The sequence below is a fragment of the Actinophytocola sp. genome (assembly GCF_035762905.1).
In the GTDB taxonomy this organism is placed as follows: Bacteria; Actinomycetota; Actinomycetes; order Mycobacteriales; family Pseudonocardiaceae; genus DASYTH01.
In genome coordinates this window covers 1-26,058 of record NZ_DASUCC010000133.1, presented here as the reverse complement: position 1 = coordinate 26,058, position 26,058 = coordinate 1, and the positions used below count along the sequence as shown (strand labels likewise).

At 73.7% G+C, this 26,058-nt stretch carries 13 protein-coding genes and 1 pseudogene; all 14 read left to right on the top strand.

What is annotated here, in order from left to right; translation table 11 throughout:
• The first annotated feature begins 6 nt into the window (after positions 1-6).
• On the top strand, positions 7-1,158 hold the full coding sequence (locus tag VFV67_RS28710; RefSeq protein WP_326473799.1) for an acyl-CoA dehydrogenase family protein: 1,152 nt from the start codon (positions 7-9) through the stop codon (positions 1,156-1,158).
• A complete protein-coding gene (locus VFV67_RS28705; protein ID WP_326473798.1) occupies positions 1,155-2,186 on the top strand; it encodes an HAD-IIIC family phosphatase in 1,032 nt (343 codons plus the stop codon). Before VFV67_RS28710 ends, VFV67_RS28705 begins: the two co-directional genes overlap by 4 nt.
• Before the next feature lie 8 nt (positions 2,187-2,194).
• Positions 2,195-13,528 (top strand): non-ribosomal peptide synthetase/type I polyketide synthase, encoded by an 11,334-nt coding sequence (locus tag VFV67_RS28700; RefSeq protein ID WP_326473797.1) that lies wholly within the window; start codon positions 2,195-2,197, stop codon positions 13,526-13,528.
• A complete protein-coding gene (locus VFV67_RS28695; protein ID WP_326473796.1) occupies positions 13,521-14,378 on the top strand; it encodes an alpha/beta hydrolase in 858 nt (285 codons plus the stop codon). The genes VFV67_RS28700 and VFV67_RS28695 overlap by 8 nt, the downstream gene beginning before the upstream one ends.
• Before the next feature lie 12 nt (positions 14,379-14,390).
• Positions 14,391-15,683: a cytochrome P450 gene (locus VFV67_RS28690; RefSeq protein WP_326473795.1), complete on the top strand. Its 1,293-nt coding sequence runs from the start codon at positions 14,391-14,393 to the stop codon at positions 15,681-15,683.
• A 6-nt stretch (positions 15,684-15,689) separates the two neighbouring features.
• Positions 15,690-16,193 (top strand): hypothetical protein, encoded by a 504-nt coding sequence (locus VFV67_RS28685; RefSeq protein WP_326473794.1) that lies wholly within the window; start codon positions 15,690-15,692, stop codon positions 16,191-16,193.
• A 17-nt stretch (positions 16,194-16,210) separates the two neighbouring features.
• Positions 16,211-16,741 carry a DinB family protein gene (locus VFV67_RS28680; protein ID WP_326473793.1) on the top strand — a complete coding sequence of 177 codons (531 nt, stop codon included), beginning with the start codon at positions 16,211-16,213 and terminating at the stop codon, positions 16,739-16,741.
• 34 nt (positions 16,742-16,775) lie between these two features.
• The gene (gene ccrA / locus VFV67_RS28675; protein WP_326473792.1) at positions 16,776-18,107 is read left to right on the top strand and encodes a crotonyl-CoA carboxylase/reductase; all 1,332 of its coding nucleotides are present in this window, start codon (positions 16,776-16,778) and stop codon (positions 18,105-18,107) included.
• Positions 18,107-19,135, top strand: coding sequence for a ketoacyl-ACP synthase III (locus VFV67_RS28670; RefSeq protein ID WP_326473791.1), 1,029 nt, complete (start codon positions 18,107-18,109; stop codon positions 19,133-19,135). Before ccrA ends, VFV67_RS28670 begins: the two co-directional genes overlap by 1 nt.
• Positions 19,132-20,049 carry a 3-hydroxybutyryl-CoA dehydrogenase gene (locus VFV67_RS28665; protein WP_326473790.1) on the top strand — a complete coding sequence of 306 codons (918 nt, stop codon included), beginning with the start codon at positions 19,132-19,134 and terminating at the stop codon, positions 20,047-20,049. Before VFV67_RS28670 ends, VFV67_RS28665 begins: the two co-directional genes overlap by 4 nt.
• A 47-nt stretch (positions 20,050-20,096) precedes the next feature.
• The gene (locus VFV67_RS28660; RefSeq protein ID WP_326473789.1) at positions 20,097-21,278 is read left to right on the top strand and encodes a macrolide family glycosyltransferase; all 1,182 of its coding nucleotides are present in this window, start codon (positions 20,097-20,099) and stop codon (positions 21,276-21,278) included.
• A 101-nt stretch (positions 21,279-21,379) separates the two neighbouring features.
• The gene (locus tag VFV67_RS28655) at positions 21,380-22,966 is read left to right on the top strand and encodes a glycoside hydrolase family 1 protein (protein WP_326473788.1); all 1,587 of its coding nucleotides are present in this window, start codon (positions 21,380-21,382) and stop codon (positions 22,964-22,966) included.
• Positions 22,967-23,000: 34 nt separating this feature from the next.
• Positions 23,001-25,529, top strand: coding sequence for a beta-ketoacyl synthase N-terminal-like domain-containing protein (locus VFV67_RS28650; RefSeq protein WP_326473787.1), 2,529 nt, complete (start codon positions 23,001-23,003; stop codon positions 25,527-25,529).
• A pseudogene (locus VFV67_RS36880) lies at positions 25,412-26,058 on the top strand (hypothetical protein); the annotation flags it as partial. The gene VFV67_RS28650 and the pseudogene VFV67_RS36880, both read left to right, overlap by 118 nt.

Here is a 26,058-nt window from a genome sequence, read left to right as displayed (position 1 = left end):
AGGATCATGACCGGAGCACTCAACGCGGAACAGGCCGTCGCCCAGAAGGAGTTCCGGGCGTTCGCCGACCGCCACATCGCACCGCACGCCGACGCCTGGCACCGGGCGCAGCGCACCCCGCCGGAGATCATCCGGTTGCTCGCCGACGAAGGGCTGCTCGGGCTGCCCATCGCCCGGCAGTACGGCGGCGGCGGCGCTGACGCGGTGACCCTCGGCCTGCTGGCCGGAGAACTGGGCCGGGCCTGCTCGTCCGTGCGCAGCCTGCTCACCGTGCACACCATGGTGGCGCACGCCATCGCGCGCTGGGGCAGCCGCGCGCAGAAGGAGAACTGGCTGCCCCGGCTGGCCCGCGGCGAACGCATCGCCGCGCTCGCCGTGTCCGAGCCGGGCGTCGGCAGTGACGCCGCCGCGATCACCACCAGGCTGGTCCGCGACGTCGACGACTGGATCATCGACGGCCACAAGAGATGGATCACCTACGGCGAGACCGCCGACCTGTTCCTGGTGCTCGGCTCCGCCGCGGACGGCCCCACCGCGCTGCTGGTCGAGCGGGACACCCCGGGCGTGCGCACCGAGCCGATCGAGGACCTGATCGGCATCCGCGCCTCGATGACCGCCGACGTGTACCTGGAGGCCAGCCGGGTGCCGGGGGAGAACATCCTGGCCCGGCCCGGACTCGGGGTGTCCCATGTGGTCGGCGCCGCGCTCGACCTCGGCCGCTACACGGTGGGCTGGGGCTGCGTCGGCATCGTCGACGCCTGCCTTGAGGCCGCCGTCGACTACGCCGGGCAGCGCGAGCAGTTCGGCACGCTGATCAAGGAACACCAGTTGGTGCGCCGAATGATCAGCGACATGTTCACCGCCGCGCGGGCGGCCCGGCTGCTCTGTCTGGAAGCCGGGCGGCTGCGCGACGAGCGCGACCCCGGCGCGCTCGCCGCGACCTCGGTGGCGAAGTACTTCGCCGCCAGGGCCGCCGGCCGGGCCGCGATCGACGCCGTGCAGATCCACGGCGCCAACGGGTGCGGCTCCGACTACCCCGTCCAGCGCTACCTCGGCGACTCCCGGGTCATGGAGGTCATCGAGGGCAGCGCCCAACTGCACCAGGTGGGCCTGGTCGAGTACGCGTTCCAGGACCACGCGTCGAGGAGGCACCGATGAGCGCCGGGACCGTCAAGTGCGTCGTCTGGGACCTGGACAACACCGTCTGGGACGGGATCCTGCTCGAGGACGGCGCGGTCACGCCCCGGCCCGAGGTGGTCGAGGTGATCCGGACCCTTGACGAGCGCGGCATCCTGAACTCGATCGCCAGCCGCAACGATCACGGCGCGGCCATGGCCAAGCTGGAGGAACTCGACCTCGCCGAGTACTTCCTGTACCCGCAGATCAACTGGGGCAACAAGTCCGACTCGGTGCGGGCGGTCGCCGACGCGATCAACATCGGCATCGACGCGCTGGCGTTCGTCGACGACCAGGCCTTCGAGCGCGACGAGGTCTCCTTCGCCCACCCGGCGGTGCTGTGCATCGACGCGGTCGATGCCAAGCGGATCCCCGACATGCCACGGATGCGGCCGCGGTTCGTCACGTCCGACTCGCGGGAGCGGCGGCAGCTCTACAGGTCCGACGCCCGGCGCCGGGACGCCGAGCAGACGCACCAGGGCACCGCCGAGGAGTTCCTCGCCGCACTGGACATGTGCTTCCGGATCGCGCCGGCCCGGGAGCGCGATCTGCAGCGGGCCGAGGAACTGACCGTGCGCACCAACCAGCTCAACGCCACCGGGTACACCTACTCCTACGACGAGCTGGACGCCTTTCGCCGCTCGCCCGACCATGATCTGTTCGTCGCGGAGCTGACCGACACCTACGGCGGCTACGGCAAGATCGGCCTGGCCCTGGTCGAACGCGGCCGGGAATGCTGGACCGTCAAGCTGTTGCTGATGTCCTGCCGGGTGATGTCCCGCGGCGTCGGCACCGTGCTGCTCAACTACCTGATCCAGCGGGCGCACGCGGCGGGTGTGCCGCTGCGCGCCGAGTTCGTGCCCACCGACCGCAACCGCGCCATGTTCGTCACCTACAAGTTCGCCGGCTTCCGGGAGATCGCGGCGAACGGCGAGATCCGCGTGCTCGAGCACGACGGTGCCCGGGTGCCGGGCTTCCCGCCGTACATGGCCGTCATCGTCGAGCACTGAAGGCAGAGATGAACGCACCAGCCAGCGAGGAGCGACTGCGCCGCGCCATGGCCGCGGTCCTGCAACTGCGGCAACGCAACGCGGAACTGGAGAACCGGCACAGCGAGCCGGTCGCGATCGTGTCGATGGCCTGCCGGCTGCCCGGCGGCATCGACACCCCGGAGGCGTACTGGGACCTGCTGGCCGACGGCGGCGACGCGATCGGCCCGTTCCCGTCCCGGTGGGACGATCTCGATCTGTACGACCCGGATCCGGGCGCGGCCGGCAAGAGCTACGCCAGGGAGGGCGGATTCCTGGCCGATCTCGAGCGGTTCGACGCCGGCTTCTTCGGCATCTCCGCCCGCGAGGCCCGGTCCATGGACCCGCAGCAGCGGCTGGTGCTGGAAACCGCCTGGGAGGCGCTGGAACGGGCGGCGATCCCGCCCGGATCGCTTGCCGGCAGCCGAACCGGCGTGTACCTGGGCGCGATGCGCTCCGACTACGGCACCGGCCGGGCCGGACTGACCACATTGGACGGTTATCAGGGCACCGGGATCTCCGGCAGCGTCGTCTCCGGCCGGCTGTCCTACCAGCTCGGTCTGCGCGGGCCGGCGATCACGGTGGACACCGCATGCTCCTCGTCGCTGGTGGCCATCCACCTGGCGTGCGCGGCGCTGCGCACCGGGGAGTGCGACACCGCACTGGCCGGCGGCGTCACGGTGATGAGCTCGCCGGTGCTGTTCGTCGAGTCCAGCCGGCTCGGGGCGCTCTCGCCGGACGGGCGGTGCAAGAGCTTCTCCGCGCAGGCCGACGGGGGCGGCTGGGCGGAGGGCTGCGGCCTGGTGGTGCTCAAGCTGCTCTCCGCAGCGCGCCGCGACGGCGACCGGATCCTCGCCGTGGTCAGCGGATCGGCGGTCAACCAGGACGGCCGCAGCCAGGGCCTGACCGCGCCGAACGGCCCGGCGCAGCAGCGCGTCGTGCGCGCCGCGCTTGCCGCCGCCGGGCTCACCCCCGGCGACATCGACGCGGTCGACGCGCACGGCACCGGCACGCCGCTCGGCGACCCGATCGAGGCCGGCGCGCTGGCCGAGGTGTTCGGGCCGGACCGGCCCGGCGACCGGCCGCTGCTGCTCGGGTCGGCGAAGTCGAACATCGGGCACACCCAGGCCGCTGCCGGCGTGGCCAGCGTGCTGAAGCTGGTGCTCGCCCTGCAGCACGAGCAGCTTCCGCGATCCCGCTACACCGAGGAGCCCAGCCCACACATCGCCTGGGCGGGCAGCGGGTTGCGGCTCCTGGACCACTCGCAGCCCTGGCCGCACGACGAGACCCGGCCGCGCCGCGCGGGGGTGTCCTCGTTCGGCATCAGCGGCACCAACGCGCACCTGATCGTCGAGGAGGCGCCGGCGGCGGAGCCCGGCGCGGATGCCGCACCCGCACCGGTGGCCGCCCCGGCGTATCCGATCCTGCTGTCCGCGGCCGATCCCGATGCGCTGCGCGCTCAGGCGGGCCGGTGGGCCGACCAGCTCGCCGCGCGACCGGATCAGCCGGTGCTCGAGACCGCCCGGGCGGCGGCGCTGTCCCGCACCCACCTCGGCGCGCGCGCCGCGGTGCTGGCCCGCGACGGCGCGCACGCCGTGGCTGCCCTGCGCGCGCTGGCCGACGGGCGGCCGCACGACGACCTGACCGAGGCGGAGGCCGCCGAGCTGGGTCGGGTGGTCTTCGTCTTTCCCGGCCACGGCAGCCAATGGCGGGAGATGGGCGCCCGGCTGCTCACCGAGTCCGCGGTGTTCGCCGAGTCCGTCGCCGCCTGCGACGCGGCGTTTCGGCCGTGGACCGGTTGGTCGGTGCGCGACCTGCTGGCCGGCGCCGAGCAGCCGGAGCTGCCGTTCGACCGCCTTGACGTGATCCAGCCGGCGCTGTTCACGATGGCCGTCGGCCTGGCGGCGGTGTGGCGTTCGCTCGGTGTCGAGCCGGCCGCCGTGGTCGGCAGCAGCCAGGGCGAGCTGCCGGCGGCCGTGGTGGCCGGCGCCCTCGCCCTCGACGACGCCGCCATGATCGTGGTGGCGCGCAGCCAGGCACTGCTGCGCGAGTGCAGCGGCCGGGGTGCGATGGCCGTGGTGGAGCTGCCCGCGGCGGAGGTCGAGGAGCTGATCGCCCCGTTCGGCGCGGCGCTGTCCGTGGCGATCGTGAACAGTCCGGGCTCCACCGTGGTGGCCGGCGACCCGGCGGCGGTGGACGCGCTGCTCGACGGGCTGGCCGGGCGGGACGTGTTCCACCGCCGGATCAAGGCCGACGCCGCCGGGCACTGCGCCCACGTCGACCCGATCCTGCCCGGGCTGGCCGAGCGGTTCACCGGGGTCGAGGCCCGGGATGCGACGATCCCCTTCTATTCCACGGTGACCGGCGACGTGCTGGCCGGCACCGCGCTGGACGGCGGGTACTGGTGCCGCAACATGCGCGAGCCGGTGCGGCTGGACCGGGCGTTGGACCGGCTGGTCGACGCCGGCTTCGGCGTCTTCGTGGAGATCAGCGCGCACCCCGTGCTCGGCGTCCCGCTCACCGGCGCGACGGCCGGCGCCGGCGGGGTGGTGGTCGGCACGCTGCGCCGGGACCGCGGCACGATCGCGGAGATCCTGCGGTCCCTTGCCATCCTGCACACCCACGGGCAGGAGGTGGCCTGGGAGCGGGTGCTGGGTGCCCGGGACCGGCGGCACCTGCCGGAGCTGCCCAGCTACGCGTTCCAGGGCCGCCGGTTCTGGTTCGACGCCCCGCTGACCGCCGCCGCGACCGAGATCGCCGAGGACACCGAGGAAGCGGCCGACCTGCCCGCCCGGCTCGCCGCCGGTCCCGCCGCGGACGCCCGTGCCGAGCTGACCGGTCTGGTCTGCCGGGAGGCCGCCGCGCTGCTCGGCCGCGCCGACGTCGCCGCCGACGCCCGGCTGCCCGAGCTGGGCCTGGACTCGATCATGGGTCTGCAGCTGCGCAACCGGCTCGGCCGGCTGGCCCGGATCGTGCTGCCCACCAACCTGGCCTTCGCGCACCCCACCGCGCAGGACATCGCCGGCCACCTGCTCGGCCGGCTGCGCGGCGCGGCGGATCCGGCCGGTCCGCCCCGGCTCGAGCGCGCCGAGCCGGGTCCGGTCCGGCCGGCCACCGAGGGGCAGCGCCGGCTGTGGTTCCTGGAGCGGATGGAGCCGGGCAGCGCCCAGTACAACGCCCCGGCGGCGCTGCGGGTCGCCCGGCCGCTCGATCCGGACCTGCTGGCCCGGGCGCTCACGCTGCTGATCCGGCGGCACGAGGCGCTGCGCACCGGCCTTGAGACCCGGGACGGCGAGCTGGTCCAGGTGGTGCACGAGGAGTTCGCCGTCCCGTTCACGCACGAGGACCTGTCCGCGGCCGATCCCGCCGGCCCGGCGGTGCGCGACCGGGTGCGGGCCGAGGAACGCGCGCCGTTCGACCTGTCCGGCGACTCGCTGCTGCGCCTGCTGCTGCTCGACGTCCCCGGTGCCGGGCAGCTGCTCTGCCTGACCCTGCACCACGCGATCGGCGACGGCTGGTCGCTGATCCTGCTGCTGACCGAACTGCACGCGCTCTACCGGGAGCTGGCGGCGGGCGGCACGCCGGCCACCGAACCCGCCGACCGCCAGCTCGGCGACTACGCGGCCTGGCAGCGGCGGGCCATGGGGGACAACCGGTTCGCCGACGGGATGGCCTACTTCGCCACCGAGCTGGCCGGCATGGGCCGGATCGACCTGCCGCCGCAGCAGACCGGCACCGGCGGCGGCACGGTCGGCTTCACCCTGCCCGCGCGGCTGCGCCGCGACCTCGAGGAGCTGGCCGGGCGAGCCGGGGTGACCCCGTTCGCGGTCTACGCCGGCGCGTTCGCCGTGCTGCTGGCCCGCAGCACCGGCAGCGACGACTTCGGCCTCGGCACCATCTGGGCCAACCGGGAGCTCGCCGGAACCGAGGAGCTGGTCGGGTTCCTGGTGAACACGCTGCCGCTGCGCTGTGACCTGACCGGAAACCCGACGTTCGCGCAACTGCTCGCGGCCACCGGAGCCCGGGTCCGGCGGCTGGCCGAGCACCAGGACGTGCCGCTCACCGAGGTGGTGCGGGCGGCCGCGGGGGCGCGCACCGGCGAGGAGAACCCGCTGTTCCGGGTGCTGTTCAACTTCCGGGCCACCGAGCTGCCGGCGTTCGGCACCGGCCCGGACGCCTGGGTGCCGTCGGACGACACCAGCATCACCGGCACCCCGCGCGGCGTGGCCAAGGCCGAGCTGGGCCTGACCCTCGCGCCGCACGGCCCGGGGCTGGCCGGCGAGCTGGAGTACCGGGACCACGTGCTGGACGCGGACTCGGCCCGGCGGATGGCCGAGAACTTCGCCACCCTGCTCGCCGATCTGGTCCGCGACCCGGCCCGGCCGATCGCCGAGCTGGAGCTGCTCGGCGCGGAGGATCGCGCCGCCTTCGAGCGCTGGACCCGGCAGGCGGCCCAACCCGACGGCGCGCAACCCCTTGCCGTGCACCGCATTCTCGACCAGGCCCGGGCCACGCCGGACGCGGTGGCGCTGGTGGCCGGCGAGCGCCTGCTGACCTACCGGGAGACGCTCGAGCTGGCCGGTGGCCTGGCCGGCCGGCTGCGCGAGCGGGGCGTCGGCGCCGGGTCCCTGGTGGGCATCCACCTGCCGCGCTCGGCCGACCTGGTGGTCGCGGTGCTGGCGACCTGGCTCGCCGGGGCCGCCTACGTCCCGCTGGATCCCGCCTACCCGCAGGCCCGGTTGGACCACGTGGTCACCGACAGCGGGGTGCGCGTGGTCATCTCCCAGGACACCGGGGTGTTCGGCGTGGCCGTCGTCGAACCGGACGGCGCGGTCGCCGGGCCGCCGCCGGAGCGCACCGGCCCGGCGCCGAGCGACCTGGCCTACGTCATCTACACCTCGGGGTCCACCGGCAAACCCAAGGGCGTCATGGTCGAGCACGACCAGTTCGCCACCTTCTGCCGGGCCATGGACGAGCGGGTCGGTGGCGGACCCGGGGACACCTGGCTGGCGGTCACCAGCCTGTCGTTCGACATCTCCACGCTCGAGCTGCTGTGGACCCTGACCCGCGGCTACCGGGTGGTGATCGCCGAGGGCGGCGCGGCCGAGTGGGCCCGCTACGCACACCTGGCCCCGACCCACCTGCAATGCACCCCCTCGCTGGCCCGGATGTTGCTGGCCGACGCCGACGGCCGGGCCCTGGTGCGCGGCCTGGACCGGATGCTGGTCGGCGGGGAACCCCTGGACCGGGGCCTGGCCGGCAAGCTCACCGGGCTGCTGGACGGCGAGCTGACCAACATGTACGGGCCGACCGAGACCACCGTGTGGTCCTCCGCATGGACCGTCCGGCCCGGCGAGGTCAGCCTGGGCCAGCCGCTGTTCGGCAACCGGCTCTACGTGCTGGACCGCACCGGCCGGCCGGTGCCCAGGGGTTTCCGGGGCGAGCTGCACATCGGCGGGCGCGCGGTCACCCGCGGCTACCTCGGCCGCGCCGAGCTGACCGCCGAGCGCTTCGTGCCGGACCCGTTCGCCGGCGACCCGGACGCCCGGATGTACCGCACCGGGGACATCGTGCGGCACCGGGCGGACGGCACCCTGGAGTTCTGCGGCCGGACCGACTCCCAGGTCAAGCTGCACGGGCACCGAATCGAGCTGGGTGAGATCGAGTCGGTCGCCGGCGAGCACCCGGCGGTGGCCGAGTGCGCCGCCGTGGTCCGCCCGGACGCCGCCGGCCAGCCCGCCCTGTTCCTGTACTGGACCGCGGTGCCGGGCGCGGACCCTGCCGACGGTCCCCGGGAACTGCTCGCCGACCGACTCCCCGGCTACATGGTGCCCGCGCACCTGATCGTGCTGGACGAGCTGCCGCACACGCCGAACAAGAAGATCGACAAGGGTGCGGTCGCCCGGCTCCCGCTGCCGGCGGCGCAACCGGCCGGCACCTCCGGCGGCGACGACCTCGAGCGAATCGTCACCGGCGCCTGGGCCGGCGTGCTCGGCCGGCCGGCGATCGACCCGGACAAGGGGATCTTCGACCTGGGCGCGGACTCGATGACCGCGCTGGCCGCGCACGAGCGGATCTGCGCCGAACTCGGCCGCGAGTTCCCGCTGTCCACGCTGTTCCGGTACCCGACCGTGCGGCAGCTGACCGGTTACCTGCGCGGCACGCCCACCGAGCGACCGATGCCGGCGCCGGCACCCGCCGACCACGCCGGGGACGCGGTCGCCATCGTCGGCGTCGCCGGCAAGCTGCCCGGCGCGCCGGACGTGGCGGCGTTCTGGGACAACCTGGTGCACGGCGTCGAGTCGATCACCCACTTCACCGACGCGGAGCTGATCGCCGCCGGGGTGCGCGACGACATCACCCACCCCGACTACGTCCGGGCCCGGGCCGTGGTGGCCGGGGCCGACGAGTTCGACGCCGAGTTCTTCGACTACTCGCCGGCCGAGGCCGAGGCGATGGACCCGCAGCACCGGCTGCTGCTCGAGGTGTCCTGGCAGGCCTTCGAGAACGCCGGCATCGTGCCGGGCGAGGTGGCCGGGAGCGTCTCGGTGTTCGCCGGCACCGGCTACGGCGGCTACCCGCAGGCCGAGGCGACCGACATGTCGTCCTTCTACCGCACCATGATCGGCACCAGGAACGACTACCTGGCCACCCGGATCGCGCACCGGTTCAACCTGCGCGGCCCGGCGCTCACCGTGCAGACCGCGTGCTCCACCGGGCTGGTCGCCACCCACCTGGCCCGGGAGAGCCTGCTGCGCGGCGAGTCCGACCTGGCCCTGGTCGGCGCCTCGTCGCTGACCATCCCGATCGTCGCCGGGTTCGTGCACCAGGAGGGGCTGGTGGTCTCGCCGGACGGCCGGTGCCGGGCGTTCGACGAGAAGGGCAACGGCACCGTGTTCGGCAGCGGCGTGGTCGCGCTGGTGCTGCGCCGGCTGTCCGACGCGCAGGCCGCCGGGGACCGGATCTATGCCGTGATCCGGGGCAGCGCGGTCAACAACGACGGCGCGGTCAAGGCCGGGTTCACCGCGCCGAGCGTTGCCGGGCAGGCGGCGGCTGTGGCGGCGGCGCAGGCGGCGGCCGGTGTCGGCCCGGAGCGGATCGGCTACCTGGAGGCGCACGGCACGGCGACCGCGCTCGGCGACCCGATCGAGGTGCAGGCGCTGCAGCAGGTGTTCGGCGCGGCGGAGCGGGACGAGCCGTGCGCGCTCGGCTCGGTGAAGACCAACATCGGGCACGCGGACGCCACCGCGGGCCTGGCCGGGCTGCTCAAGGCCGCGCTGTGCGTGCACCACGGCGAGTTGGTGCCGAGCCTGCACTTCCAGCACCCCAACCCGGAGCTGGGTCTCGACCCGAGCCTGTTCTTCGTCAACACCGAGCGGCGGGCCTGGGCGGGCGACGAGCCGCGCCGCGCCGGGGTGTCCTCGTTCGGCATCGGCGGCACGAACGCCCACGTGGTGATCGAGCAGGCCCCGCCGGTCGCGCCGGTGTCGCCGGTGCCGGGTGCGCTGCCGATCGTGCTGTCCGGCCGGGACGGCGCGGCCCTGCGCGCGGCGGCGGCCTCGCTGGCCGGCTGGCTGGAGCGCCGGCCGGAGGTGCCGGTGCTGGACGTCGCGCACACCGCCGCCGTGCGGCGTGCGCAGTTCGCCGAGCGGGCCGTGGTGCACGCCGATGACCCGGCCCGGGCGGCCGAGGCACTCCGGGCGCTGGCCGCGGACCGCCCGCACGCCGACCTGATCCGGGGCAGCGCCGTCGCCCGGGGCCGGACCGTGTTCGTCTTCCCCGGCCAGGGCGCGCAGTGGGCCGGCATGGGCCGGGCCCTGCTGGCCGAGTCGCCTGCCTTCGCCGCGACGGTCCGGGCCTGCGACGCGGCATTCGGCCCGCGAACCGGCCGCTCGGTGGCGGCGCTGCTCGCCGAGGGCGACGAGGCCGAACTGGACCGGCTCGACGTGGTGCAGCCGCTGATGTTCACCATGTACGTCGCGCTCGCCGCCGCCTGGGCGGAGCTGGGCGTGCACCCGGACGCCGTGCTTGGGCACAGCCAGGGCGAGGTCGCCGCCGCCGTGGTGGCCGGCGCGCTGACCCTTGAGGAGGGCGCGCGGATCATCGCGGTGCGCGCCGCCGCCCTGCAGCGGGTGGCCGGCGTCGGCGCGATGGCCGTGGTGGAGCTGCCGTTGGACACGGTGCGGGAGCGCATCGCCCCGTATGCCGGGCGGATCTCGGTGGCCGCGGTGAACACCCCGGGCTCGGTGGCGATCTCCGGTGACCCCGATGCGGTCGAGGATCTGCTGTTCGCCCTGGACGACGAGGACGTGGTGTGCGGCAAGCTGGCCGCGCCGGTCGCCTCGCACTGCCACCACATGGACGCCCTGCTGCCCGGCATCGAGGCCGAGCTGGCCGGGATCACGCCGCGACCGGCCCGGATTCCGTTCTGCTCGACGGTGACCGGCGACCTGCTCGACGGCGCTGCGCTCGGCGCCGGCTACTGGTGCCGCAACCTGCGCGAGCCGGTCCGGCTCGACCTGGCGCAGCGGCGGCTGCTGGACACCGGCCACGACGTGTTCCTCGAGATCAGCCCGCACCCGGTGCTGGCCATGCCGCTCACCGAGGGCGACGGGCGGGCGTTGGTGGCCGGCAGCGTGCGGCGCGGCCACGGCGGACGCGCCGAGCTGCTGCGCAACCTCGGCGGGCTGCACGTGCACGGGTACCGCGCGGACTGGCGCGCCGCGCTGGCCCCGTTCGGCCCGGCCGCCGTGGCCGACCTGCCCGGCTACGCCTTCCAACGCCGGAGCTTCTGGCTCGCCGGGCCGGCTGCCGGCAGCGGGCCGGACCACTTGCTGTACCAGGACATCTGGCGGCTCGCACCGGCGCCCGCCGGCCGCGCGGACGGCGTCTGGCTGCTGGCCGGCACCGACCGCGACCCCGGCATGGTCGAGGCCGCCGAGCGGGCGCTGCGCGCGGCCGGAGCCGGCGTGCGCCGGCTGCCCGGCACCGGCGTCCGGGCGGCGCTTGCCGCGCTGCCGGACCCGCCCGCCGGGATCCTCGGCTTCGGCTCGCTGGACGACACCCCGGCGGCCGGCGGCCTCACCGCCGGGTTCAACGCCACGCTCACCCTGCTGCAGGACGTGGCCGGCGCCGGCCTGAACTGTCCGGTGTGGACGGTCACGTGCGGCGCGGTGGACACCGACGGCGTCGAGGGCGTCGCCCGGCCCGGGCAGGCGCTGGTGTCCGGCTTCGGCCGGGTCGCCGCGCTGGAGGATCCGGTGCGCTGGGGCGGCACCGTCGATCTGCCGATCGAGCCGCACGACGGCTGGGCCGACCAGCTTGTCGCGGCGGTGCTCGCCGGGGACCACGAGGACCAGGTCGCGCTGCGCCCGGCCGGGCGGTTCGTGCGCCGGCTGCGGCGGGCGACGCCGGTGCCCGGCCCGGCCTGGCGGCCGAGCGGCACCGCGCTGATCACCGGCGGCCAGGGGGCGCTTGGGGTGCACCTGGCCCGGCGGCTCGCCGCCCGCGGCGTCGAGCGGGTGGTGCTGGCCTCGCGGCGCGGCACCCCGACCGCCGAGACCGAGCGGCTGCACGCGGAGCTGGCCGGCCAGGGCGTGCGGCTGTCCGTCGAGGCGTGCGACGTCACCGACCGCGCCCAGGTGGCCGCGCTGCTCGCCCGGATCGGCCCGCTGACCTTCGTCGCCCACCTGGCCGGCGTGTCCCGGCTGGCGCCGATCGCGACGCTGTCCCCGGCGGCCGCGGCGGACGAGGCGGCGGCGAAGGTGCTCGGCGCCCGGCACCTGCACGAGGCGCTGGCCGGCCACCCGCTGGACGCGTTCGTGCTCTACGGCAGCGGCGCGAGCCTGTGGGGTGGCGCCGGACAGGCCGGCTACGGCGCGGCCAACACCTACTTGGACGCTTTGGCCCGGCACCGCCGGGCCGCCGGGCTCCCGGCGACCGTGCTGCATTGGGGCGGCTGGGCCGGCGGCGGCATGGTCGACGCGGACACCGAGCGCACCGCCCGGTCCCGCGGCCTGCGGTCGATGCCGCCGGAGCTGGCGCTGGACGCGCTCGAGCTGGCCCTCGGCGGCGCGGCGGCGGCGCTCGGCGTCGCCGACATCGACTGGTCGCGGTTCGCCCCGGTGTACGCGGCGGCCCGGCCCCGGCCGCTGCTCGACGAGATCGCCGAGGCGGCGCCGGACCCGGTGCCGGCCGCCGACCCGTCGGCCGGGCGGGCGCTGCGCGACGCGCTCGCCGCCCAACCCGCCGGGCAACGCGCGCACACGCTGACCGAGCTGGTCCGGACCGAGGCGGCGGCCGTGCTCGGCCTGGCCGCGGCACGGATCCCGGACGAGCAGCCGCTGCACGAGCTCGGCCTGGACTCGCTGATGGCGGTGACGGTCCGCAACGAGCTGACCCGCCGGACCGGCCTGCCGGTGACCACCGAGGTGATCCTGCGGCAGGCCAGCTGCGCGGGCATCGCCGGGCACCTGCTCGGCGAGCTGCTGCCGGCCATGGCGAACCCGGTCCCCGCCGGGCCGGTGTCGAACCCGTGGCTGCGGGTGCTCAAACCGGCCGACCGGCCCCGGGCCCGGATCGTCGCCGTGGCCGGGATGGGCGGGACGACCGGCGGGTTCGTGCCGCTGATCCGGCACCTGCCGGACGACGTCGAGCTGCTCGGGGTCGCGCTGCCCGGCCGCGAGGCCCGGGCCGGCGAGGCGCCGGAGCGCGACATGATGGCCGCCGCCGACCACGTCACCGCCGCGCTGTCCGGCCGGCTGGACGCCCCGGTCGTGCTGTTCGGGCACAGCCAGGGTTCCTGGCTGTGCTGGGAGATCGCGCACCGGCTGGCGCACCGGCCCGCGGTGCCGCCGGTGGCCCTCGTGGTCGCCTGCGGGCTGCCGCCGCTGGCCGAACCGACCGAAGGGCTGCGCCGGCTGGCCGAGGCGACCGGCGACTTCGACGGGGTCGACCTGGCCGACCTGGCCGCCGCCTTCGACGGCCTGTTGCCCGACGAGGTGCGCACCAGCGACGAACTGCTCGGCGAGTACGTCGACCGGCTGCGCGCCGACACCGCCCTCGCCGACAGCCACCGGGCCGCGCTGGACGGCTTCCGGCGGCCCGCGCTCGGCGTGCCGGTCGTCGCCGTCGAGGGCAGCCGCGACCCGGTGCTGCCCGCGGGCTCGCTCGCGGTCTGGCGCGAGCTGACCACCGGCCCGTTCGTGCCGGCCCGGATCGACGGGACGCACGCCGCACCGATCGTCAACGCCGAGGCGATGGCCGCCGAGCTGTTGTCCGCGATCGCACGAATCGCCACCACCACCGAGGAGAACCATGCCTGAGATCGAACGCCCCGACGGTGCCCGGCTGTACTACGAGGTGCACGGCACCGGGTTCCCGGTCCTGCTGCTGGCACCTGGCGGCCCGGACAGCCGCATCGGCAGCTGGGACACCAACTTCTACCACCCGGTCACCGAGCTGTCCCAACACTTCCAGGTGATCGCGCTGGACCAGCGCGGCGCCGGACGGAGCAGCGCGCCCGCGGAACCCTTCTGCTACCAACGGATCGTCGCCGACCAGCTGGCCGTGCTCGATGCGCTCGGCATCGAGGAGGCGCACGTGGTCGCCGCCGGCAGCGCGACCGCCCAGGCCTGGCGGCTGGCGCACGACGCCCCGGAGCGGGTGCGCGCGATCGTCGCCCAGGAGCCGGTCGGCATCGTGTCGGGGGTGAACAGCCTGAGCACCTACCTGAGCCAGTACGACGAGGCCATGCGCCTGCCGCGGGCCGAGGGGCTGGCGGCGGTGCTGGAGTCGGCCGTCCTGGACGGCCGGTTCGCCGAGAACCCGGGCGCCGGCCCGTTCGCCGCCAAGCTGAACACCGATCCGCTGTTCCGCGAGGAGATCCTGGCCGGGCGGCGGGAGCGGTACATCGTCCGGGTGCTGCGGTTCCGGGACGGCATCTGGCCGGCCGGGTCGGCGTTGTTCTCGGTTCCCGAGGAGTGGCTGGCCAGCTGCCCGCCGGTGCTGGTGCTGCCGGGCAACGACGCCGCGCATCCCGAGCTGCTCGCCAAGCGGATCACCGCCGAGGCACCGAATGCGCTGTCGCTCAACCCCGACTTCGCCGAGCCGGAGCAGCGCGCCGAGACGGTCGGCGCCATCGTCTCGTTTCTGACCACCCACACCGAACCCTGACGGAGACCGAACATGCTCTCACTCGACACGCTCGACATCACCGACGAAGCGGCCTACGCGGCCAACGGATATCCCTACCCGGAGTGGGAACTGCTGCGCCGTGAGGCGCCGATGTTCTGGTACGTGCGGCCCGGGTTCGAGCCGTTCTGGGTGGTCACCAGGCACGCCGACATCGCCTCGATCTCCCGGCACACCAAGCTTTTCTCCAGCGCCCAGCGGGTCACCATCTTCACCCCCGAGGCGGTGGAGATGCTGGAGGTGGAACTGGAGCAGCGGGCCCAGATGTTCGGCCACGATCCGGCCGACCCGTCGGTGCTGCCGGTGATGGACTCGCCGCGGCACCGCCACCTGCGCAAGGTGCTGGCGCCGTGCTTCACCCCCAAGGCGGTGAGCGAGCTGGAGGACCGGTTCGCCGAGCTGGCCGCCACCTACGTCAAGGAGTTCACCGACCGGATCGACGAGCACGGCAGCGCCGACGTCGCCAAGTACCTGGCCGCCCGCCTGCCGGTGGCCGCGATCTGCGAGCTGCTCAACGCGCCGGTCGAGGACTGGGACGACCTGTTCAACTGGACGCAGGGCATGACCGCCGCCGCCGACCCGGAGTTCTGGCTGGAGGGCGAGGACGCCGAGGCCGCGTTCCGGCGCAACATCGGCGCGCTCAACCAGTACGTGGCCACGCTGATCCAGCGCCGGATGGCCGAGGGCGACCCGAACGGGACGGATGTGTTGAGCCGGTTGGCCACCGGCGTCGTCGAGGGCCGGCCGCTCGAGTTCCACGAGATCCTCTACACCGTCCACAACCTGCTGGTCGCCGGCATCAGCACCACGCGCAACGCGACCGCGGGCGGCATCCAGGCGCTGCTCGAGCACCCCGAGCAGCTGCGCATGCTGGTCGAGGACCCGGGTCTGGTGGACCGCGCGGCCGAGGAGATCCTGCGCTGGACCACGATCGCGGTGAGCGCCGTGCGCACCTGCACCGAGGACACCGAGATCGGCGGCCAGCGCATCCGCAAGGGCGAGACGCTGGCCATGTGGTTCCCGGCCGGCAACCGGGACGGCGAGGTCTTCGACGACCCGTACCGGTTCGACATCACCCGCACGGTGAACCCGCACGTGGCGTTCGGCGGCCAGGGCGAGCACGTGTGCATCGGCTCGCACCTGGCCCGGCTGGAGCTGCGCGCCCTGCTGCGCGCGGTGCTGCCGGTGCTGCCCGAACTGGAGATCGAGCGCAGCCCGGATCTCGGCGTGCTGCACCTGCAGGTCGCCGAGCTGAAGCGGCTTTTCGTGCGCCGCAAGAAGAAGTGAGCGGCCGTGTCGAACCTACCCAGCTCGCTGCACGAGTTCGCCGCCGGTGACGAGTCCGACCTCCAGGTCGTCGTCCCGTGGGCCGGGCCGGCGATCGACCCGGCGACCGGCGGGCTGCGCGGCCCGCTGCCCGAGTCCTACCTGGTGGCCACCTCGGTCGGCTGGCCCAAGCCCGGGCACGAGGAGATCGGGCCGCAGCTCAACAAGGACATCCTCGAGGAGCTCTGGCAACGCGACGGCCTGCTGGCGGCAACCCTTGCGGTGTCGGCGAAGTCGTGGAACGCGTCGCGGAACCTGGTGCTGTGGCGGGACAAGGCCGCGCTGGACGGGTTCCTGCGCTCGCCCGCGCACCTGCGCGCGGCCCGGCGCACCAGGGGCCTGATGTTCGACTGGGAGGGCACCCACTGGACCGCGACGGCCAGGTCGGAGCTGCCCACCTTCGCCGAGGCGCGGGCCCGGCTCGACGCGGCGCGCGCCCCCGGCCGCAGCGACTTCCATTCCCCGGACTGAAGAAAGGAGCGCAGCACGTGACACTGTCCACCGCAACACCGGTCCAGCCGCTGGTCGGCGCGCACCTGGTCGCCGCCCTTGACGTGGGTTTCGACCTGGTTCTCGCGCTCACCGAGGGCTTCGACGAGGCGACCGCGTTCCTGGCGCCGGACGGGCACAAGCCGCTGGTCTGGTTCCTCGGCCATCTGGCCTGTGCCAAGGACTACTTCTCCACCCTGCACCAGGGCACCCCGAAGGCCGTCACCGACCGGTTCTCGGACAACTTCGCCGACGGCGCCGACACCGACTTCGAGCAGGTGCCGCCGCTGGCCGAGATGATCGCGATCTTCCGGGCGGCCCATGAGCGGATCCGGGAGTTCGCCGCCGGCCTCGCCGCGGAGGACTTCGCCCGCCGCACCGCGATGCTGCCCGACGAGAACATGGGCGAGTACGCCGAGCAGTTCCGCACCCTGGGCAAGGCGCTCGCCCTCACCCAGATGCACGACTCCTTTCACGCCGGCCAGATGGTGTTCCTCCGGCGCGCGCTCGGCATGGAGTCCCCGGTCTGACCGACATCCCCATCTGACGAAGGAAATGGTTGTCATGGATCCGCTGTCCGAGGCCGTCCTTCTTGGCGCACCCGCCGAGGAGCTGGCCGCCTTGCCGGTCCCCGCCGAGTACCTGGCCGCGCACACCCACGTCGAGGACGTCGACATGTTCCTCGACGTGGCGGACAAGGACGTGCGCAAGTCGCTGCACGTCGGCATGGTGCCGATGCCCGAGCTGGCGCCGGACGAGGTGCTGGTCGCGGTCATGGCCAGCTCGATCAACTACAACACCGTGTGGTCCGGGACCTTCGAGCCCCTGCCGACGTTCGACTTCCTGAAGGCGTACGGGAAACGCGGGCGCTGGGAGGCGCGGCACGACCAGCCGCAGCACGTGCTCGGCTCGGACGCGGCCGGCGTGATCGTGCGGGCCGGGGTCGGCGTGCGGCGCTGGAAGATCGGCGACCACGTCGGGGTCAGCCCGGTCCAGGTGGACGACCAGGAGGCGGCCACGCAGGCCGACGCGATGCTCGGCGAGGGGCAGCGCGCCTGGGGCTACGAGACCAACTTCGGTGGCCTGGCGCACTACGCGGTCGTGCGGGCCAGCCAGCTGGTGCCCAAACCTGCGCATCTCACCTGGGAGGAGGCGGCGTCCACCACCGCGTGCGCGGGCACCGCCTACCGGATGCTGGTCAGCGACCGCGGCGCCCGGATGAAGCAGGGCGACATCGTGCTGATCTGGGGCGCGACCGGCGGTCTCGGTGTCTACGCCGTGCAGCTGGTCCGGCACGGCGGCGGGATCGCCGTCGGCGTGGTGGGTTCGGAGGAGAAGGCCGAGCTGCTCAGAAAGATCGGCTGCGACGTCGTGATCAACCGGGCCGAGTTCGGCATCGGCGAGGACGACGGCACCGACCCGGCCAAGGTGATCGCGGCCGGCAAGCGGCTCGGGACGATCATCCGCCGGGAGACCGGCGAGGACCCGCACATCGTGTTCGACTACGTCGGCGCGGCCACGTTCGGCATCTCGATGTTCGTGCTGCGCCGCGGCGGTTCGATCGTCACCTGTGGGTCGAGCACCGGATACCACCACCGGTACGACAACCGGTACCTGTGGATGAAGCTCAAGCGGGTGATCGGCAGCCACGGCGCCAACCTGCAGGAGCAGTGGGAGAGCAACCGGCTCATCGACATGGGCCGGATCATGCCGATGCTCTCGCGCAGCTACCCGCTTGCCGAGATCGGCGAGGCGGCCCGGCTGGTGCAGTGCAACGAGCACGTCGGCAAGGTCGGTGTGCTGTGCCTGGCGCCCGAGCCGGGCCTCGGCGTCACCGACCCGGACAAGCGCGCGCGAATCGGCGAGGACCAGATGAACCTGTTGAGGGGGGCGTGATGCACACAGCGGCGTTCGGGATCATCGGCACCGGATCCGAGGTGCCCGAGATCGAGCTGACCAATGCCGAGCTGGCCGAACGGTTCGGCGTCACCACCGAGTGGATCGAGCGGAAGACCGGGATCCGGTCGCGCCGGCACATGGCCGCCGGCCAGACGCCGTCGGCCATGGCGCTGCTGGCCGCCGGCCGGGCGCTGGCGGCGGCCGGCCTGCTGGCCGAGCAGCTCGATGTGATCGTGGTGGCCACGTCGACCGGGGACAGCCCGATGCCGCCGGTGGCCTGTCTGGTGCAGGCCGGTCTCGGCGCGTACCGGGCGACCTGTTTCGACATCAACATCGGGTGCAGTGGTTTCGTGCATGCCCTTGCGGTCGCGCACGCGATGCTGGCGACGCGCCGGGGTGGCCACGCACTGCTGGTGGGCACCGATGCGTGGTCGCGGTTCACCGACCCCGCCGACCGCAGCACCGCGGTGCTGCTCGCCGACGCCGCGGGTGCGGCCGTGTTGGGTCCGGTGCCCGCGCGGTACGGGATCGTGGACTCGGACCTGACCGGCCACGGGCACCGGGCGGACCTGCTGGTGCTCGAGGGAGGTGGCAGCGAGCTGCCGCCGACGCACGCCACCGTCGACGCCGGCAAGCACTACCTGCGGATGAAAGGGCGCGCGGTCACCGAGTTCGTCTCCGCCGAGGTGCCGCTGTCGATCAAGGAGCTGCTCCGCCGGACCGGCACGCTGCCCGAGGAGATCGCGCATTTCGTTCCGCACCAGGCGAACGGGGTGCTGCTCGCCCGGCTCGCCGAGGACATGGGGCTGACCGGCGCCCGGTTGCACACCACCCTGGAGCGGTTCGGCAACTCCGGGGCCGCGTCGCTGCCGGTCACGCTGGACCACGCGGTGCGCGCGGGCGCACTGCACGACGGCGACCTGGTGCTGCTGGCCGGATTCGGCGGCGGCATGGCGGTGGGCAACAGCCTCCTTCGCTGGCACGAGCCGCTGGCCGGGTACGGAGTGCGGGAGGTGGCAGCGTGACCGAACCATCGGGCACTGCTCCGGCGCTCACCCGGGTGGGTGTGGTGGGGTGCGGGCTGATGGGCGCCGGTCTGGCCGAGGTGTGTGCCAAGCCCGGCCGCACCGTGCTGGTCGCGGTCTCCTCGGACCGGTCCCTCGCCGCCGGGCGGACCCGGGTGACCAGCTCGGTGAATCGGGCCGTGGCCAAGGGAAAGCTCAGCATGGCGGCGCGGGACGAGATTCTCGGCCGGATCACGTTCAGCACGGACCTGCACGACCTGGCCGACCGCGAGCTGGTCATCGAGGCGGTCTCCGAGGACGAGCCGACCAAGCTGAAGCTGTTCGCCCAGCTCGACTCCATCGTGCGGGACCCGGAGGCGGTGCTGGCCTCGAACACGTCCTCGCTGTCCATCGCCAAGCTGGCCACCGCCACCGAGCGGCCGGGCCAGGTGGTCGGGATGCACTTCTTCAACCCGGTTCCGGCGCTGCCGCTGGTGGAGATCACCGGCTCGCTGCTGACCGAGGAGCGGACGCTGGCCCGGGCCGAGACGTTCGTCCGGGACGTGCTCGGCAAGGACGTCATCCGCAGCCGGGACCGGGCCGGGTTCGTGGTCAACGCGCTGCTCGTGCCCTACCTGCTGTCCGCGATCCGAATGCTGGAGTCCGGCCACGCCACGGCCGAGGACATCGACAAGGGCATGGTGCTCGGCTGCGCCCATCCGATGGGACCGCTGCGGCTGGCCGACCTGGTCGGGCTGGACACGCTCGCCGCGGTCGCCGCCGGGCTTTATGAGGAGACGAAGGAGCCGCTTTACGTGACGCCCGCGCTGCTGACCCGGATGGTCGAGAGCGGGCTGTTCGGAAAGAAGAGCGGGCGGGGTTTCTACGATTACCGACCGGAAGTGCGTTCCGCGCCGCTCCGGGATAACGTCTGAGTGCTTCGATCCGCGCGCGAAGGAACCGAGCACAGTCAAGGAGAGTCATGGCGCACATTGGTTTCGTCAATTTCCCGGCGGTCGGCCACCTCAACCCCACGTTGGGCCTGGTCGCCGAGTTGGTCCGGCGGGGGCACCGGGTCACCGCCACGGCGACCGACCATTTCGTGCCGGCGATCGAAGCCGCCGGGGCCGAGCCGGTGCGGTACCGGTCCGAGTTCGGCGATTTCTACCGCAGCCCGTTCACCGCGGAGGCGTTGCAGGGTGAGGGATTGCGCACGCTGGACGAGGCGCTGACCGTTGTCGAGCAGTTGGAGCCGGGTTACCAGCAGGACCGGCCGGATCTGATCGTGCACGATTTCATGGCCTGGGGCGCCCGGTTCCTCGCGGCCCGGAACGACATTCCGACCGTGCGCACCTGGCCCACCTACGGGGTGCACGAGAAGTTCAACATCGCGGCGACCTACCCGCTGGCGCAGTTCTCCGACGAGAAGGTCATGGAAATGCTCGGGAAGCTCACCAATGTGCTGCCCGAGTTCAACCTGCCGGCCGATCCGATGGCCTTCTTCCAGGACGTGGCCGACCACAACATCATCTTCCTGCCCCGTGAGTTCCACTACGAGGGCGACAGTTTCGACGAGCGCTGGGTGTTCGCCGGCCCGTGCCTGACCGATCGCAGCGCCTTCCAGGGCAGCTGGCGGCCGGCCGACCCGGACCGCCCGGTGCTGCTCATCTCGCTCGGCACCGCGGCGACCGGTTGGCCGGAGTTCTTCCCGATCGCCATGGCGGCGTTCGGCGGCTCCGAATGGGACGTCGTGATGGCGGCCGGCGACCACGCCGACAGCGCCGAGTTGGGCGCGGTGCCGGCGAACTTCACGGTGCGCCGGCACGTTCCGCAGCTCGACGTGCTCGAGCACGCGACGCTGTTCGTCACGCACGGCGGCATGAACAGCACCATGGAGGCGCTGTACTACGGCGTGCCCATGGTGGTGATCCCGCAGATGAACGAGCAGAAGGCCAACGGGATGCGGGTCCAGGAGCTTGGCCTCGGCCGGCACCTGGCCGCCGATGAGACCACAGTGGACAGTCTGCGCAACGCCGCCGCGGCGGTGGCCGGCGACGCCGCCATCACCGAGAACCTCGCCCGGATGCGCGACGCCATCCGTGCGGTCGACGGCCCGCGGGTGGCCGCAGACGCCGTGGAGGCCAGGCTGACCAGCCTCGGCTGAGGTCCCGGCCGCTTCCGCGATCCCATCAGGGCCCGTTCCGGCCGCCCCTCCTCGGGCGGCGGGTGACGCACGCCCTTTCCGTCTAGCGATTGGATTTCATCGTGCAGCGACTGATCATGGCGGCGGCCGTGGTCCTGTTACCCGGCCTGCTGACCACTCCGGTGAGCGCCGACGAGCAGACCGGGTCCGGCCGGGCGGCGATCAGCTTCCCGCGGATCGGCTCGCCGTCCGCACCGTGGGGCGCGGGCTCGTTCCGGTTCGGGGTGTCGGCGTCGGCGACCCAGACCGAGGACCGCAACACCAACACCGACTGGTACCGGTGGACCCTGCCGGCGGCCGACGGCGGCCTTGGCCGCAGCCCGTTCGTCGGCGACGGCGTCGACGGCTACACGTTGGCGTTGAGCGACATCGACCTACTCGCGGCGCTGCGGGTGGACTCCTACCGGTTCGGCATCGAGTGGGCGCGGGTGGAGCCCCGGCGCGGCCGGATCGACGAGGCGGCGCTTGTCCACTACGGCCGGGTGATCGACGCGCTGCTGGCCAGGGGCATCCGGCCGGTGGTGGTCATCCACCACTTCGCCAACCCGGTGTGGGTGGACGATCCGGAGGATCCCGGCTGTGCCGATGGTCCCGGCGACACCAACCTGTGCGGCCTCGAGCACCCGGAGGGCGGCCCGCTGGTGGTCCGGGAGATGGCCGAGCACGCCACGTTGCTTGCCGAGCGGTTCGGCGACCGGGTGCACGAGTGGGTCACGCTCAACGAGCCGATGATCTACCTGCTGTTCTCGCACGCGTTCGGCGCCGGGCCGCCCGGAAAGGCGGACCTGAACACCGCCAACTTCGCCGGCCGGTTCGTGCCCGCGGTGCGCAACTACATCGCCGCGCACGCCGCCATGTACCGGGCGATCAAGGCGGTGGACCGGCGGGCCGGCGTCGGACTGACCGCGAGCGTCAAGCAGTACGTCGCGGTGCGCGACGGCCGGGTCAGCACCGAGCCGCGGGACCGCGCCGCACTCGACCGGTTCCGCTGGTTCTTCGAGCTGAGCTTCCTCACCTCGGTGCGGGCCGGCACGTTCGACGCCGACTACGACGGCCGGCCGGACGAATGGCACCCGGAGTGGCGCGACACCCTCGACTGGCTCGGCATCCAGCTCTACGACCGCACCGGCGTGTCCGATCCGGGCGCCGAGCCCGGCCCGAACACGCTGCCGGTGATCAACGTCAACGTGTGCGGGGTGCCGCCGTGCTATCCGGCACTCGACCCGAGCTACTTCGTGCCGGACATGAACTACGAGTCCGACCCGCAGGGCCTCTACCCGGTGCTGACCGACTTCGGCCGCCGGTTCCCGAACCTGCCGCTGATGGTCACCGAGTCGGGCATCGCCTCGGCGTCCGGCAAGCGCCGCGCCGAGTTCGTGGTCCGCGCGCTGGAGGCGATCGGCCGGGCCCGCGCCGCGGGCGTCGACGTGCGCGGCTACTACCACTGGAGCCTGCTGGACAACTTCGAATGGCTGGCCGGATACACGCCGCGGTTCGGGCTGTACGCGGTGGATCGCGCCACGATGCGGCGCACCCCGACGGAGGCGGTCGGCGTCTACGCGCGGATCGCCGGTACCCGCACGCTGAGCCCGCAGCTGCGCCGGGAGTACGGGGGAACCGGCCCGCTCAGCCCGGAACCGGCGCGCTGACCACCCGCCCGGACCGACCACCAAGGACGCGTAGATGAGCACTGCCCGGCCCAGCGCGGAGGACCTCGCCGTCCGGCTCCGCGGCCACATCGCCGAACTGCTGGACGTGCCGCCGGAGACGGTGGCCGCCGACCGACCGCTGCGCGATCTCGGTCTGGACTCGGCCCGGATCGTCGCGCTGGCCGGATTCCTGTCGCGGTGGCTGGACCGGCCGGTGCCGGACTGGGTGGTCTGGCAGTACCCGACCGTTGCCGGCCTCGCCGCGCACCTGACCGGGGACGACCGGCCGGCCGGGGCGGCGCCGGCCGGTTTCGCCGACCTGGAACGGGAACCGGTGGCCATCGTCGGCCTCGGCTGCCGGTTGCCCGGCGGCGTGGCGAACCCGGCGGAGCTGTGGCAGGCCCTGCTGGACGGCATCGACGCGATCCGCGAGGTGCCGGCGGACCGGTGGAACGCCGCCGAGTGGCTGGACCCGGACCCGCGCGCCGCGGGCAAGATGGTCACCCGCCGGGGCGGTTTCCTCGACGACGTCGCGGGTTTCGACGCCGGGCTGTTCCGGGTGTCGCCGGCCGAGGCGGCGCACATGGACCCGCAGCAGCGGATGGCGCTCGAGGTCGCCTGGGCCGCGCTCGAGGACGCCCGGATCGCCCCGGACGGGTTGTCCGGCAGCCGCACCGGCGTGTTCCTCGGCACCATGGCGCAGGAGTACCACCTGGCCACCGGCGCCGATCCGGAGTCCATCGGCACGCACTCGGCCACCGGCTGGGACAACTCGATCATCCCGGCCCGGATCGCCTACACGCTCGGCCTGCAGGGCCCGGTGCTCGGGGTCACGACCGCGTGCAGTTCCTCGCTCACCGCAACGCATCTCGCCGTGCAGAGCCTGCGGCGCGGGGAGAGTGACCTCGCGCTGGCCGGCGGCGTGAACGTCATGCTGCACCCGAACACCACGGTGGCGATGACGAAGTTCGGCGGGCTGAGCCCGGACGGCCGGTGCCGGGCCTTCGACGCGGGCGCCAACGGCTACGTCCGGGCGGAGGGCTGCGGTGTCGTGGTGCTGCGCCGGCTGTCCGATGCGCTGGCCGCGGGCGACCGGGTGTACGCGGTGATCCGCGGCAGCGCGGTCAACAACGACGGCGCCTCCAACGGTCTCACCGCACCGAACCCGCGGGCTCAGGTGGACGTCATCCGGGAAGCCTGGCGGGACGCGGGAATCGGCCCGGAGCGAGTGTCCTATGTGGAGGCACACGGCACCGGGACGCCGCTCGGCGACCCGATCGAGGCCGACGCGCTCGGCACCGTGTTCGCCGCCGGGCGGACCGAGGCGCTGCGGGTCGGCTCGGCCAAGACGAACTTCGGTCACCTGGAGCCGGCGGCCGGCGTCCTCGGGCTGATCAAGACCGCATTGGCCCTGCACCACGGCATCCTGCCGGCCAGCCTGCATTTCGACGAGCCCAACCCGCGGATCGACTTCGACCGCAACCGGATCCGGGTGGTCACCGAGCGGGCGCCGTGGCCGGTCGCGGACCGCCGCTACGCCGGGGTGAGCAGCTTCGGGTTCGGCGGGACCAACGCACACGTCGCGCTCGAGGAGGCGCCGTACCGAAGGGGAGAACTGCCCCCCGACCGCACGGTGCCGGCCGGGGAGCCCGCCGCGCTGGCGTTCTTCTTCTCCGGGCACGGTTCGCAGTGGCTCGGCATGGGCCGGGACCTGTTCGGTGAGCCCGCTTTCCGCGCCGCGCTGGACGAGTGCGACCGCGCCGTGCGCCGGCACGCCGGCTGGTCGGTGATCGCCGAGCTGCTCGCCGGTGAGCGGCGGTCCCGGTTGCACCGCACCGACGTCGTCCAGCCGGTGCTGTTCGCCGTGCAGGTCGCCCTTGCCCGGACGCTGCGTGCCTGGGGACCGGCCCCGGATCTCGTGTGTGGCCAGAGCGTCGGTGAGGTTGCCGCGGCCGTGGTCGCCGGCGCGCTGCCGCTCGACGAAGGGGCGCGGCTGATCACCACCTGGTCCGCGCTGGTCGCCGAACGCGCCGCCGGCACCGGAACCCTGCTGGTCTGTGACCTCGCCCCGGAGGCGGCGACCGGCCTGGACCGGGTGCACCTGGCCGGATACCTGGCGCCGGACCAGGTCTGCCTGTCCGGTCCGCTGGACGCGATCGCCGCGGTGGAACGCGAGCTGGCCGGGCGGGGCGTGCGCACGCTGCGGGTCAACATCGACTACGCCTGCCACAGCCCGCTGATGCGGGACCTGGCCGAGGAACTGGTGCGCCGGCTCGGCCCGCTGGACACCCGGCCGGCCGACGTCGCGTTCCACTCGACCGTGCTCGGCACCGAGGTCGCCGGCACCGACCTCGACGCAGGCTACTGGGCCCGCAACATGTGTCAGCCGATGTTGCTGACCGGGCGGCCGAAGCCCTTGCCGCGCGCGGAACCCACGTGGTCGAGATCGCCCCGCACCCGGTCGCCCGGCATTCGCTGGAACGCACCGGCGCGACCGTGCTGCCGGCCGTCCGGCGGGACCGGCCGGGCCGGCAGTGCCTTGAGGAGTTGGTCATCCGGCTGAGCCGGGCCGGGCACGCCGTCGACTGGGCCGCCGTTTCCGGTGCCGCCCGGCCGGATTCCGGCCGCCCGGTCACGATCACGGTGTCCGGCCGGACCGAACGGGCCCGCGCCCGCAACGCCGCCCGGCTGGCCGACCACCTGGCGGCCCGGCCGGAGCTGGACCTGGCCGACGTGGCGCACACCGCCGCCCGGCACCGGGCGCACCTCGAGCACCGGGCCGGCATCACCGCGGCCGGGCCGGCGCAGGCGGTCCAGGCGTTGCGGGCGCACGCCGACGGTCGGGCTCATCCGGATCTGATCGCCGGCCGGGTCACCGATGGGCGCCTGGCGATGCTGTTCACCGGTCAGGGCAGCCAGCGGCTGTGCATGGGGCGCGGGCTGTATGCGGAGTTCCCGGTGTTCCGGGCGGCTTTCGACGAGGTGTGCGCGGCGCTCGACCCGCATCTGTCCCGGGCGCTCGGCGATGTGCTTCTTGCCGGCGAGGACGGCCCGGACGCGGTGCTGGTCAACGAGACGGAGTTCACTCAGCC

Excerpts from the sequence above, each read along its gene's own strand:
- VFV67_RS28650 (WP_326473787.1), top strand. The coding sequence starts at position 23,001 with ATGAGCACTGCCCGGCCCAGCGCGGAGGACCTCGCCGTCCGGCTCCGC.
- VFV67_RS28660 (WP_326473789.1), top strand. The coding sequence starts at position 20,097 with ATGGCGCACATTGGTTTCGTCAATTTCCCGGCGGTCGGCCACCTCAAC.
- VFV67_RS28710 (WP_326473799.1), top strand. The coding sequence starts at position 7 with ATGACCGGAGCACTCAACGCGGAACAGGCCGTCGCCCAGAAGGAGTTC.
- VFV67_RS28700 (WP_326473797.1), top strand. The coding sequence starts at position 2,195 with ATGAACGCACCAGCCAGCGAGGAGCGACTGCGCCGCGCCATGGCCGCG.
- VFV67_RS28705 (WP_326473798.1), top strand. The coding sequence starts at position 1,155 with ATGAGCGCCGGGACCGTCAAGTGCGTCGTCTGGGACCTGGACAACACC.
- VFV67_RS28695 (WP_326473796.1), top strand. The coding sequence starts at position 13,521 with ATGCCTGAGATCGAACGCCCCGACGGTGCCCGGCTGTACTACGAGGTG.
- ccrA (WP_326473792.1), top strand. The coding sequence starts at position 16,776 with ATGGATCCGCTGTCCGAGGCCGTCCTTCTTGGCGCACCCGCCGAGGAG.
- VFV67_RS28690 (WP_326473795.1), top strand. The coding sequence starts at position 14,391 with ATGCTCTCACTCGACACGCTCGACATCACCGACGAAGCGGCCTACGCG.
- VFV67_RS28670 (WP_326473791.1), top strand. The coding sequence starts at position 18,107 with ATGCACACAGCGGCGTTCGGGATCATCGGCACCGGATCCGAGGTGCCC.